Annotated in this window: 9 protein-coding genes; 3 read left to right on the top strand and 6 right to left on the bottom strand. The window is 58.1% G+C overall.

Annotation, left to right across the window (positions count from 1 at the left end; translation table 11 throughout):
• Positions 1 to 319: 319 nt before the first annotated feature.
• The 6 genes from NKH29_RS14090 to NKH29_RS14115 all read right to left on the bottom strand — a co-directional run bounded on the left by NKH29_RS14090 (position 320) and on the right by NKH29_RS14115 (position 7,736).
• Entirely contained in the window at positions 320 to 1,174 is an 855-nt protein-coding gene (locus tag NKH29_RS14090) for a sulfotransferase domain-containing protein (protein ID WP_353040565.1), read from the bottom strand.
• A 2-nt stretch (positions 1,175 to 1,176) separates the two neighbouring features.
• On the bottom strand, positions 1,177 to 2,193 hold the full coding sequence (locus NKH29_RS14095; protein WP_352999923.1) for a hypothetical protein: 1,017 nt from the start codon (positions 2,191 to 2,193) through the stop codon (positions 1,177 to 1,179).
• Positions 2,194 to 2,394: 201 nt separating this feature from the next.
• On the bottom strand, positions 2,395 to 3,567 hold the full coding sequence (locus tag NKH29_RS14100; protein WP_352999924.1) for a glycosyltransferase family 9 protein: 1,173 nt from the start codon (positions 3,565 to 3,567) through the stop codon (positions 2,395 to 2,397).
• Complete coding sequence (locus tag NKH29_RS14105; protein WP_352494619.1) at positions 3,557 to 4,591, bottom strand: glycosyltransferase family 9 protein; 1,035 nt, start codon at positions 4,589 to 4,591, stop codon at positions 3,557 to 3,559. Before NKH29_RS14105 ends, NKH29_RS14100 begins: the two co-directional genes overlap by 11 nt.
• A 161-nt stretch (positions 4,592 to 4,752) precedes the next feature.
• On the bottom strand, positions 4,753 to 5,865 hold the full coding sequence (locus NKH29_RS14110) for a glycosyltransferase family 9 protein (protein WP_352640893.1): 1,113 nt from the start codon (positions 5,863 to 5,865) through the stop codon (positions 4,753 to 4,755).
• Positions 5,866 to 5,930: 65 nt separating this feature from the next.
• Positions 5,931 to 7,736 carry an ABC transporter ATP-binding protein gene (locus tag NKH29_RS14115; RefSeq protein ID WP_051409617.1) on the bottom strand — a complete coding sequence of 602 codons (1,806 nt, stop codon included), beginning with the start codon at positions 7,734 to 7,736 and terminating at the stop codon, positions 5,931 to 5,933.
• 525 nt (positions 7,737 to 8,261) lie between these two features.
• Here NKH29_RS14115 and NKH29_RS14120 point away from each other — a divergent pair.
• From NKH29_RS14120 to NKH29_RS14130, 3 genes are all read left to right on the top strand, one after another.
• Positions 8,262 to 10,100 carry a carbamoyltransferase family protein gene (locus NKH29_RS14120; RefSeq protein WP_031193594.1) on the top strand — a complete coding sequence of 613 codons (1,839 nt, stop codon included), beginning with the start codon at positions 8,262 to 8,264 and terminating at the stop codon, positions 10,098 to 10,100.
• 282 nt (positions 10,101 to 10,382) lie between these two features.
• Positions 10,383 to 11,195: an SGNH/GDSL hydrolase family protein gene (locus tag NKH29_RS14125; RefSeq protein ID WP_352587179.1), complete on the top strand. Its 813-nt coding sequence runs from the start codon at positions 10,383 to 10,385 to the stop codon at positions 11,193 to 11,195.
• Positions 11,196 to 11,643: 448 nt separating this feature from the next.
• A complete protein-coding gene (locus tag NKH29_RS14130) occupies positions 11,644 to 12,720 on the top strand; it encodes a GSCFA domain-containing protein (protein WP_084642470.1) in 1,077 nt (358 codons plus the stop codon).
• The last annotated feature ends 37 nt before the right edge of the window (positions 12,721 to 12,757 follow it).

The following is a 12,757-nucleotide window of genomic DNA, read 5'->3' on the forward strand; positions in this document are numbered from 1 at the left end:
AAAGCTTTTTGCCGGCTCCGCCAGCCGGGCCAGACCAGTATAGGAAACTGCCTGGATGCTCAACCGCCCTGCTGATTTGTACGGTCAGGCTCGAGCGGCCTCGAGCAGGCGCCTCATGTTCTTCTCCGCCTCGTCCATCACCTCGGCCCAGGGCCGTAGGCGGCCGTGATCTGGGGATCGGCCCGGGCCGAGCGCGCGGGCCGATAGAACTCGCATGATGGATCGCTGTGGCCAGCCAGACCTGCTTCTCGGCCTTCTCGAACCGGAGAGCAGAACCTAGATGGCAAAAAAGGCATCGGCATATGAGGCAAAATCGTAGCTATCGGCGTCGTGCCGCTATGTCCGCATCCGCAGACAAACCGATGCATCGGATCAATTCACACCTGCCCCTGTCGCCGATATAAGATATGCCATGCCGCAGGAAGGCCTCATCGAGCCGCTTCCAGTAATCGAGCCGCGCAAGTACATTGTCGCAGAAGGCTACATCATCTACGCTGAGGTAGTCCAAATAACCACCGACCTTACCTTTTCGAACCTTGAAACTTTCCGGGTCGTCAGGATTGCGTGGTCGCAATTTTCCGCCATAGCGCGCACCCAGTTCTCCTGAGATTTCAGATTGCTGCATTCGTTTGAACGACCTACTGACGACCACATCAGCAAGGTTGGACTCGTCGAAGGACTTTCCCACAAAGTTTCCGACACTGCGCAAAGCGTCGTTTGTATCCCGCTGCATATCTTCATAGCGCAGAAGCGCAATTTTTCGCATGTAACTTGCGGCTGCGAACCACTGCAGATTGAAAAGGGCAATCTTCTCGACGCCGTGTTTGGGGCTCCTTACACATTCGCCTATCGGACCTGCTCCCAGCTGATGGCGTTTGCAAACCTGAAAATATCCAGACACCACAGTGTCGCGGGGGTCTCGCGTCAGAAATAGGATCCGCTGCCGTTTGTAGCGTGATTTGTCGGTGCTGATCTGTGCAATGTCACGCAGCTCCTTGTGGTCGGAACCATCATGCGTGTAAGCCGCATTGACGCCCAGATCGTCAAGCATTACGCGCAGCCACGTCCGCCCGGACTTGGGAAACGAGACGACAAGGAGTGGCGGCCTTTTTGCAAAGAAGTTGGACAACAATCTCAACTTAGGCCTCCGATTGCGAGCACTTTGATTGCGCAAAATCAGCGGTTGTAAATATCGATCAAAGCATTGGCGATCCGTTGCGAAGCTGGCATCTTTGGATCAATCGACAGATTGGCATTGAGGAAGTCCCGGCTTTGCTCAAAATAGGTCGGTCTTGACCTGACCGCAGCAAGGATATCGTCGACGAGTTGATGCTCCGACCATGTTGGTTTGAAAGCGCCCATAGGACTGTCGAACTCGACCATCGGCGAAACCAGCGGAAAGAGCACCACCGGAATGCCGCAGGCGATCGCTTCGTAAACCGTGGTGCTTGGGCGAGTTACTAGCGCCAGGGCGTCCGGGAGCAGTTGTGCGAAGTCTACGGGCGATTTGTTCGGCATGTCGACTTTTGCGAACATCGTGGGATGGACACTAACGACATGGGCAAGGCCGAGTTTCGCACATGCGGCTGCCACCGCTTCAATCGATTGGCGGTCTGCGAGGTCTTCGATATCCCCCTTGAAGTTCACCAGCACGAAAAGCCCTTCATCGTGCCTGGCGCCCGCGTTTTCGACAGCACGCTCAATTACCGGGGAGCCGACAATGTAGGTCGGTTGTCGTCGTTGCTGCAGCGCTGCCGGTCCCATCGACAGGATGTAGTCAGCTCTCACAAATCGATGCGGCTGCAGCAGTCTCGCACCTCCGATGAGGCCGACCACACGGACCATTCCGAAGTTGATAGAATCTATGAACCGCCTAAAAAATTGCGGTGCATAGTCATTTCCAGTCACCAGCATGTCGCAGGGTCTGATCGTCCGCTTGAGCTCAGCAAAGCTGATATGCGACGTTCCCCGGGCGTTTAGTTCAGGGCGTGCGACGCCGCCGCGTTTCAATCCGTCAATATGCGCGAATACGCATTGAATGCCGCCGTCGACCAGAAGTTGAGCCGCCTCAGCCAGCAGACGAACATTGTTGCGATTGTGTGGGACGAAGTAGACCGTCCTCGTCTCTGCCCTGCCGCGAGCGTAGATACGCCCCCGCCTGAACAGGTTTCCTGGATGCACAAGCCTGTACACCGCGAGGAGCCGCTGCACAAAGTCTTCGCTGATAAGAGAAGCCGACTTGTTCCCCGACCTACCCAAAGATATGCATCGCCCTCCAAGTCTTGAACCAGCCGCCAGCCGGCAGTTTACAGCGTTCTCGCCGTAAAAAAAGGCCCTTGACCACTTGGCTGCTGTGGCCTTCCTAGTGCGTTCGCGATGCCAGGCGTGGCGGAGTCAACTAGAGGCGATGAGTGAGCACATGTGGTGTCGCGCCTCGTCCATCACGTCGGCCCAGGGCCGTTCGCGCTTTGAGACCAGCACGGCCGAAGGATAGTAGGGCGTGCGGTCGCCCTCCACTGGCCACGAACGTTTGAAGCCGTCACCAAGGATGAAGACCGACGGGACGCCGAGGGCGCCCGCCAGGTGGGCCCCGGTGTTGCTGATGGTTACGACGGCGTCCATCGCTGCAACCTGCGCCGCGAACATGTCCATGTCGACAAGCTGATCCACGGTAGGGTCGTGCAACACACGTGTCGGGTCGCCATCGGTCAAGATTTTCAGGTCTGACTCGGTCCGGCCATATTGCAGCGAAACGAACCGAAGGTCCTGTCGGCCAAGCAGGGGACGCCACGCCGCCAGCGGCGGCAGGTCCTTGCCGGGATTGGAGCTGCCCCATGCGACGCCGACCAGCGGCCGGCCGTCCTCGCTGTAGCGGGCGCGAAGTTCAGCGACCCGCGCCGGATCCGGTTTAAGCGGGACGAAATGCTCCCGGATCGTCGCCTCATTGGTTTCGAACACAGCAGTCAGATGCTGGACGCCGGCAAAGGCCTGCGCCTCGGCGTAGGCGGCCTTGTTCCCGGGACCGACAGCCCGCACATCGGCAATGGGAAATGTCCGCTGAAACAACGGCACCAACCGATGCTCGACGAGCACGATCAATCGTGCGGCGCGGACGAGCGCGCGGCCGACGGAACTCGCATGATGGATCGCGGTGGCCAGCCCCTGCTTCTCGGTCTCCATCAGGTCGACGAGCAGTACCTGGCCCGAGACATCCTGGCCGAGCCACTCACGCTCGACACGGCCTTCAACGATATGGCGCCGGGCGATCTTGAGTTCGGCCGCCGGGCCGTAAGCGCCCATCCGCATCAGCGCCTTGCCGAGCTCGTCGAGCAGATGTACCTCGCCCCTCGACTTCGCGATCGATGCTAGCGCCAGGGCTTTCGGCAGCGCGGCCGACCAATCGCGCGCCTCGATGCTTCGCCGATAATCCGCCATCTGATCGGCAATATCGCCGTCACGCCAGCGAAGGAAAAGCTGCCGCCGATGACTGCGGAACCAAACCTTGTATTTGTAGCCGGCAAGCGCGATAGCGCGGCGGAACCGGAGAAGAAATCGGCTATCGGCCATCAGCAACTCCACTGATGATTTGCCTGATCCGTCCACCTGCTTCCTGCATTGCGGACGCCCATGCCTGGCCGCCTTTTCTGACCAGTCGAACGCTTGGATATGTGGCCACGGTCTCGCCGAAGGCGGGCCACGACAGCCGAAACCCGTCGTCGAGCATGACGACCGTTGGGACGCCAAGCGCCCCCGCCAGATTGGCGCCGGTATTGCTGATCGTCACCACGGCATCGAGCGCAGCGATTTGCGCGGCAAAGCGGTCCATATCCGACAACTGGTCGACGGAAGCGTCATGGATGATGCGTCCCGGCACCCAGTGCTCGAACTCGGAGAGCGCCGGCCCGACATCGCCATATTGCAGGCTGACGAAACGTCCCGGCAGGCTGCCGAGCAACGCCCGCCAATCGTCCAGGGCCGGCAGGTCCTTGGCCTTGTTCAGGCTTCCCCAGGCAAAGCCGATCAGAGGACCGGGGCCGCGATCGAGGTAGGTGCTGCGCAACTCGGCGACCAATCGGCGGTCCGGCTCCAACGGGACGAAGGGCGCGCGTGCTGCCGGTTCATCCGGCCAGAAGTGCTTCGCCAGTGTCTCGAAGCAGGCGAAGACATCGGCGTCCACCGCCGCCACCTCCCCCTGTTCCTCCAGCCTGAGATCGAGCGCAGGATATGTTCGGCGATAGAGTGGCACCAGTCGCGGCTCGACCGAGACGATGCATCGCTCGGCAGCCGCGACCACCGGGCCAAGCAACGACGCGAACTGAAGGAAAATCGCAAGGTCGCCTTCGCGGCGCTCGACGGCAAGCCTGCGACCCGCAAGATCACTGCCATCCCATTCGGGCCTGCCTGGCATTTGCTTGCTCGACGCAATCAACTGCCAGGCACGGTTTCCGCCGCCGAGACGTCTGAGCCCACGCCCGGCTTTCTTGACAAGCCCGCGATCGCCAAGCTGCTCACCCAGCAGGCCGAGTGCCAGCGCATGGTCCCGGGCCGCCTTCCAGTCGCTTCGCTCGACGCTCTCCGCCATCAGCCTCATATGCCGTTCGACGCTTTCGTCGGCATGACGCGAGGGCCGTTTAAGAAGTTCCTTTGCTCGATCAAAAAGTGTCTGTAGCCGCTTGCCCGCGCCTGCTTGCGGGCGCAGGTCCGCAGCTTTTGCTTTTTGAAGGACGGATCGTCTGTTCGGCACGGCGATCCTCAACAGGCAGCGTCGGAATGCGTCGTCAAGATCGACGAGAGTCTTTGACCAACCTCGTCGAGCACCACCGACCACGCGCGCCCTTCCTTACGAATGACGACGCCCTTCGGATACCAAGGCGTTCGATCGCCGATGACTGGCCACGCCGTCTGAAAATTGTCGTCGATCAGGAAAATAGTCGGAATACCAAGTGCTCCGGATAGATGAGCCGCCGTGTTGCTGATCGTCACGACGGCATCGAGCGCTGCGACCTGTGCAGCGAACCGGTCCATATCGACCATCTGGTCAACGCTGTCGTCATAGATAAGACGCGCGTCATTGCCATTGCGCAGGCGCCGCAGCGCCGGCTTGATCTGTCCGTACTGAAGCGAAACGAATGTCGCTTGTGTCTGGGCGATGAACCGTGCCCATTCGGGGAAGTCAGGCACGTCCTTGGTGTGGGATTTGCTACCCCAGGAGAGGCCGACCAGCGGCAGATCCGTAATCGAGCGATAATGCTTGCGGAATGTCTCGACGAGCCCAGGATCTGCTCGCAGCGGCACGAAGTCGGCGGCAAGTTTCTCGGCATCGCGTCCGAACACCCAGGCGAGATCTTCGAAGGTCGCACGTTTGTCGCCGATCACATCCTGCTGCGCCGGGACCACGGTCGCCTTCGGGAACGTTCGCTGCAGAATTGATATGAGCCGCGGCTCTGCCCGAATTGTTGCACTTTGCGCATAGGCAGCGGCGGCGCCGGCCAGTCGCGCGTGGCGGATAACCCGGCCAAGGCTGCGCGGGTCATCCTCCACAAGATCGATCAGCAGTGTATCCGAACCGAGGTTCTCCCCGGTCCACTCGTTGGCATTTTTCCCCTTCCGCAGCCGGCGAGCGGTAAGCCGAAGCTCGGCCGCCCGGGCGAAGTTGCCCAGCCGTTCGAAGGCCTGTCCTGCCTTCTGCATCAGCTCGGGGTTGCGGGAACGGTCAGCCATGATGGCCATTTCATTGATACTTGCTTCAAGGCCTGTCCAGTCCCTGCGCGCGATCAGCGCGTCGGCCTTGGCCTGCAGCTCAAGAACGGAATGAGGCTTGGAGCCGGCAAACAATGTCCGCGCGGCCTTTGTGTATCGGCGCAATCGCAGGCCTATCCCAGCAATCACATACCTGACATAGGAACCGTGATAAAAACTGGTCATCGCCGTCAGCGCAAAACGCTTTGCCGCAGCTGCTTGCTGCCCTCGACGATCGGGCCGGACGCCTCCAGGTGAAAGATCGAGCGATAAATTTCGCTGCGCCTGGCAAGCTCGTCATGAGTCCCGGCGTCCGCCAGAATGCCAGCGTCAAACACCAGGATGCGATCGGCTGCCTTGATGGTTGAAAGCCTGTGCGCAATGCAGATCACCGTGCGCTCGAATGCATCGTCGAAAGCAGCCTCCATGACCGCCCGTTCGTTTTCGCCGTCAAGCGCGGACGTTGCTTCATCATAGACGATTACCGGAGCATTCTTGAGCAGCGCGCGCGCGATGGCGACGCGTTGTTTCTGCCCGCCCGACAGGTTGGTGCCACTCGGCCCGACAAGAGTGTCGAGCCCGTTTTCAAGGCTGGAGGAAAAGCTGGTGACCCGGGCGAGGTCCGCCGCGGACTCGATTTCCTGATCGGTGGCGCCCGGGCGTCCGTCGCGGATGTTGTCGCGGATCGAGCCTTCGAACAGGAAGACATCCTGTGACACCAGTGCGATATTGTCGCGAACGTCGGCGAGGCCGATCTTGGAAATGTCCTTTCCGTCGATGAGGATCCGGCCCTTGTCCGGCTCAATGAGGCGCAGGATCAGATTGACGATGGTGGTCTTGCCGGCGCCGGAGCGGCCGACGATCGCCAGCTTCTCACGGGGCCGTACCTCGAAGGAAACGCCGTGCAGCGCCGGGCTGTTGCCTTCGTAGGAGAAGGCCACATCTTCAAAACGGATACCGCCCTCGACATCGGTGAGGCGCTCGCCGGCGGTTGCGAGTTGTCGCTGCTCGGGCGTATCGATCAAATCATACATCTGCTCAACCGCCACCATCTGCTTCTGGATATCGACATTGACGCGGGCCAGCCGCTTGGCGGGCTCATAGGCAAGCAGAAAGGCGGTTATGAAGGCCATGAACTCGCCCGGGGTCTTGCCGTTGCCGAGGGTCTGCCAACTGGCATAAATGACGAACAGCCCGATGATCACGCCGCCGCCGGTCTCCATCAACGGACTCATCAACGCTGACGTCCGGTTTATCTGGATGCCGCGCCTTTCCATCTTGCCGACGGCCTTTGCGAAGCTGGCGACCGCCTTGTCTTCGAGCTGAAAGGACTTGATGGTCCGGATACCTTCGACGGCTTCCGTGCCGATCGACTGGACCAGTGCAGCCAACTCCGTCTCGCCCCTTGCCAGCGCCTTGAGCTTCCTGGTTATGGCGCCCACCGACAGGAACAGCAGCGGCAGAACCGCCACGGATATCAGCGACATCATCGGATCCTGCTTGACCATGACGCTTGCCAGGCCAATCAGCGTCAGCACATCGGAGACGGTGCTGCTCGTGAGCGTCAGAATAACGGATGACCCGGCGCGCGCGTTGAACATGATCTTGGAGACGAATTTCGCCGGATGCTGATTGGCGAAACGACCGATGTCGAAACGCACCATTCGAGAAAACTGGCGGTTTTGCAGGTCCGAGACGATAGCCCGGCGAATCTTTCCCGTCGTGATGGTCTGGCAATAGGCGGCTATGCCCTTAACCAGGAAAATGCCGATGATTACGGCGCTGATACCCCATGCGGCGGCAGCGTTGCGTTCCACATAGATGCTATTGACCATGGTGCTCATGATCCAAGCCGACGCGGCGGTCGTCGCCGCAACGGCGATCGAACACAGCAAACCGGCGAGATACAGCGTTTTGTGCGGCGGCAGGTTCTCGATGATCAGACGCTTAACCAGCGGGTATGCCAGCACCGCCGAAATTCGTCTCTTTGCGCTCATTCCATTTCCCGATGCGATGTGCGTTGGTACCGGAGGGCCTCTGCTCTCTGCCGACCCGCACGATTTCGGGACGCCGCTTGAGCATCCGCGATAGTTCATATCCTATTCCATGTCTGTGGCTTCGTTCGGAGCCGCAGTCAATGCCGAACCCGACTCATTGAATGGCGACCGTCAAGGCTGCCGCACGGGCTCAATCGGCTCGGTGATATGCCGCGTCCTTGACAAGCTTTGTTCCTTCGGCTCAATCGTTTGCCAATAGCTTGGGTGCATTCTCGTGGTGGGCGAAAATAGTGTCTGACATTCACAACGTGCCCTCCAAGAGGGCTGCGACCAATGGTTGGTTTTCCGACTTGGTGTGTGCATCGACGTTCTTTGGGGTGGTATTTCCCGTCGGATTTGCACGCCGGTTGGTCAGAGTGATCTGCCGACGGCTCCAAAGAACGCATTCCAATGATACATTTTGGATTGAACGAAGAACCAAGAACGATTTGAACTCGATGACCAATCAGTTTTGAAGACAATATTATGACCAATATATTGGGCATATCGGCTTTCTACCACGACAGCGCGGCCTCCCTCGTCGTCGACGGCGCCATCATTTCGGCGGCCCAGGAGGAGCGGTTCACCCGTCGAAAAGCCGACGAACGCTTCCCCTCAAACGCCATTCGGTCCGTTTTGCAGACCGGCGGTGTCTTGCTGAAGGATGTGGACTACGTCGTATTCTATGAAAAGCCGCTGCTAAAATTTTCGCGTCTGCTTGAAACCTATCTCGACGCCGCTCCTAGCGGATTCGATTCATTCCGAAAGGCGATGCCCGCTTGGCTGACGGGAAAATTATTTCAGAAGAGGATCATTTTCGACGAACTCCGCAGAATCGACCGCGGCTTCAAGGATCCATCCCGGATCCTTTTTTCCGAACACCACGTGAGCCACGCGGCCAGCGCGTTTTTCCCGTCGCCCTTTAACGAAGCTGTGGTTTTGACTCTCGACGGCGTTGGCGAGAAAGCAACCACGACAGTTGCGATCGGCAGGGGCGCAACTCTCGATGTCGTGCGGGAATTGCGGTTTCCGCATTCGCTCGGGCTTCTATACGCAGCGTTCTGTTATTATCTCGGCTTCAAGATAAACAGTGGCGAATACAAGGTGATGGGGCTGGCCCCCTATGGTGTGCCTCGGTTCAAATCGCTGATCCTGGAAAAGCTGGTCGACCTGAAGGAGGACGGAACCTTCCGTCTCGACCAAAGCTATTTCGCGTATGCCACTGGACTGAAAATGACGAACGCACGGTTCGCCAGCCTCTTCGGACAGCCGGTAAGGCGCCCTGATACCGATCCGTTAACTGATTTTCACATGGACGTTGCCGCGTCCATCCAAGCCGTCGCCGATGAGATCGTTCTTCGGCTGACCCGCAGCTTGGCACGAGATTTTGCAATTCCCAATCTGTGCATGGCCGGCGGTGTGGCGCTTAACTGCGTGGCGAACGGCAAAGTGCTCAGAGATGGTGCCTTCAAGAGAATCTGGGTTCAGCCCGCAGCCGGCGACGCAGGAGGCTCGCTTGGGGCAGCACTCGCCGCCTGGCATCTTAAACTCGGCGGTGAGCGGGTTATAGCCAAGCAAGATTCCATGAAAGGGAGTTATCTCGGTCCGGAATTCGGTCAGAGCGAGATCGAAGCGCAACTCAGCCGAGCCAAAGCCGTTTTCGAAGTCATGCCAACCGACCAACTGATCGATGCCACGGCTGCGGCGCTGGCCGACGGCAAGGCGGTGGGGTGGTTCCAGGGCAGGATGGAATTCGGACCACGGGCGCTTGGCAACAGATCCATCCTTGCAGATCCGCGGTCGGACCATATGCAGAAGACGCTCAATCTCAAGGTCAAGTTTCGCGAGAGTTTTCGTCCGTTCGCCCCCTCAGTCCTGTCGGCACATGTGTCGGACTGGTTCGATCTGGAGGGTGAATCGCCTTATATGCTCCTCGTTGCTCCGGTTAAGCAGAGCCGTCACCGCGCGATGACTGCATCCGAGGCCGCTATGTTCGGAATAGACAAGCTGAACGTCCGTCGGTCCGAGATTCCTGCCGTCACGCATGTCGACTATTCGGCCAGGATTCAGACGGTGCACGTCGAGACCAACCCGCTATACCACGCGTTGATCACCCGGTTTGAAGCGCTTACCGGCTGTCCTGTCTTGGTGAACACCAGTTTCAATGTGCGCAGCGAGCCGATCGTATGTTCCCCGACGGATGCTTTTCGCTGCTTCATGGGAACGGATCTGGACGTGCTGGTGGCTGGTAACTGCGTTCTCCATAAGCCGAAGCAGGATTCCGCCCTCGCAATGGACTACCGCGGTGAGTTTGAGCCCGATTGAGCACGCGCACGAAAGGCGTTGCTACATGGTGTCGAGATGAACGTGGTTAAAAAGCAACTTTGGAGAGCGCGGCGCACTTTGCGCAAAGGCCTCATTATGCTTCTAGGCGATAGGGCGCTGCTCCAGATCGGTTTCCCAGGCTTGATTGCCAAATGGGCTGGTTGCCCGACACCTTTGGTTCGGCCAAACCCCTATACCCTATATGAGCTGAATCCTGTGTGGCACTCGGGCAACGGCAGATCGAGACACAATAGCCTGGGCTTCCGGGGCCCGGAAACCGCCATGCCGAAGCCGGAGCAATGTCTAAGAGTTGTCTGTATGGGAGAATCGTCTACTTATTGTACCGGAATAGAAGACGATAGCCGTACTTATCCGCACCGGCTGGGCGAATACCTGAGGGATCTGAAACCGGGAGTCGAAATTGACATCGTCAACGCAGGAGTTGGCGGATATACCTCGGTCGAGAACGTTTTGAGACTTCTTTTCCACGTAGCACCATTGTCACCTAATCTTATCGTATACTACTATACCCACAATGATGTTCATCCTCGGCGACTGGAAGGACTGTCTCGAGACTACAACCAGTATTCCTGCTCCTGGTTCGAGCCACCGTCAGGTGGCGGGCTTTCGGGTTGGTTCAAAAGACGGCAAAATCTGGCGACCGCGTATGTCGGGAACATTGTTCGACGTCGAGGCGATGGACGTCGAAATTCGAAGCACATTGCGCACAATCCACCAGACGCGTTTCGTGCGAACTTTAGTGCACTGGTCGTCCTCGCAAAGGCAGCCGGAGCCTCGGTTCTCTTCGTAAACCCCAATTATCGGCAGGAAGACCCAAACGATCCCGCTGCAAACGCGGTTTGGGAACACAGACGCATTGTGGAAGACATAGCCAAGCGAACCGGCGCCTCGGTCGTTGATCTCCATGGATCGTTGCCTTACCTTTGCCAACGCAGCGAGACTTTGGATAGAAATTATTACGACGAGGTGCATTTCACCGAGAAGGGAGCGGATTCCGCTGCCAGGATTGTTGCCAACGCGATTATGGAACAGGGTCTTCTGAACTTTTCCAAAGAGAAACCTCTAATATACTGACGTATACGAGAGAAAAACTATGAATGTTTTCCATGAATAGTATATTTTTTTGGACATCCGCTGCTTTGCTGGTTGTAGCCGCAATAGCATTGGTGCGGATGGTCATAAAAAAACGAGGAAAAGCTGACGAGGAAGCTGAGCCGGAGGACAATTACCCTCTCTGGTAGGCCCTAATCCCTCGGTCTGCCTTGGGTTACGCCAGACGTGCGCGAGAGAGATCCCCCGGTCCCAAGGGCGCGGCTCATGTTGCGTTGCCGATCCACCAAAGGCGATTTCTGCACAACTGTCGGGGTCAGCGGACAGCCCGACAGACGCCTCAATGAAGCGTGAAGCGGAACCAGACTGCGCCGCGACAACATGCGCCAAAAGAACCGCATCTGAGGTCTGACGTCGTTCGAATAGTCAATCTTGAATCCTTCTGATTGCAGCTAGCCGGGAAGCGGACTACATGTCCGGCATTGCGGTTGGGGCCAGCTGTGACCACTATGGAGCGACTGTGCCATTTCTGGAGCGAGTTAAACGAAGGTACCTTCGGATACGCAATCGACTCGGATACGCCAAACCTGTCCGTCTGATGGCGTCGGATAAATTGAATGCGAAGTATGGCGACTTTGTAAGCTCTGGCGCCATTACTATACGCAAGACCCCCGTATTAACTTCTGACGATATATTCTTCACGATGGGGAGTTGCTTTGCGCAGGAAATTCGACGCGCGTTGACAAACAGACGCATCGCATGCGTCCCGTCCTACGGAAATATCAGCTTCGACCCCGCGGAGGCCATTGTAGATGAGCTGCCTCGGCAGGAACATATGAACTTCTACAACACTTTCACTGTTCGCCTCCAGCTCGAGCAAATGCTTGGCGTGTGGGATCAGGCAGACGACGACTGGTGGCAGGTCAAGAAACGCGTCCCTTGGGGCTCGGCCAGCTTTCAGGACCCGTATCGGCGCGGTATTTTCGCCAAATCTCCGGAAGTTCTCAAAGAGGTGATCGGGAGCGTAAACCGGGAAATGCGGGCTGGCTTCGATGCCGCCACGGCATTCATATTCACCTTTGGAATGACCGAGGTCTTCATCAACAAGGCCAGTGGCAAAGCAGCAGCGCAGAAGCCGCTCTATCTCGGCGGCGGCGGAATGCAGGAAACAACGCTTCACGTCAGCAGCTTTCAGGAAAACTACGCCAACGTGATGGCTGCCGTGGACATGGTCCGTGAACGCAAACCCGATGCGCCGATAATTCTCACGGTCTCACCGGTTGCATTGGCGCGCACATTTCAGGACGCGGATGTCGTCACCGCGAGCACTGAAGGCAAGTCCGTTCTTCGCGCCGTGCTTGGTCAAGTCTGCCGGGAACGGGACAATGTCCATTATCTTCCCTCGTTCGAGCTTGTCACCTATGGGGGCCTTGCTCGTAGCTACAGAGAGGACTTGCGGCACGTAAAGAACTCAGTCGTCGACGAGATCGTTGAGCAGTTCTTCAATGCCTATTTTGCTCCGTCTCAGGTGCCATCAAGCGAGAATTGATACCCGTGCCCTGCCGATTTCCATCATGGCTTTCGGC

This window comes from Mesorhizobium sp. M1295 (genome assembly GCF_040318135.1).
In the GTDB taxonomy this organism is placed as follows: Bacteria; Pseudomonadota; Alphaproteobacteria; order Rhizobiales; family Rhizobiaceae; genus Mesorhizobium.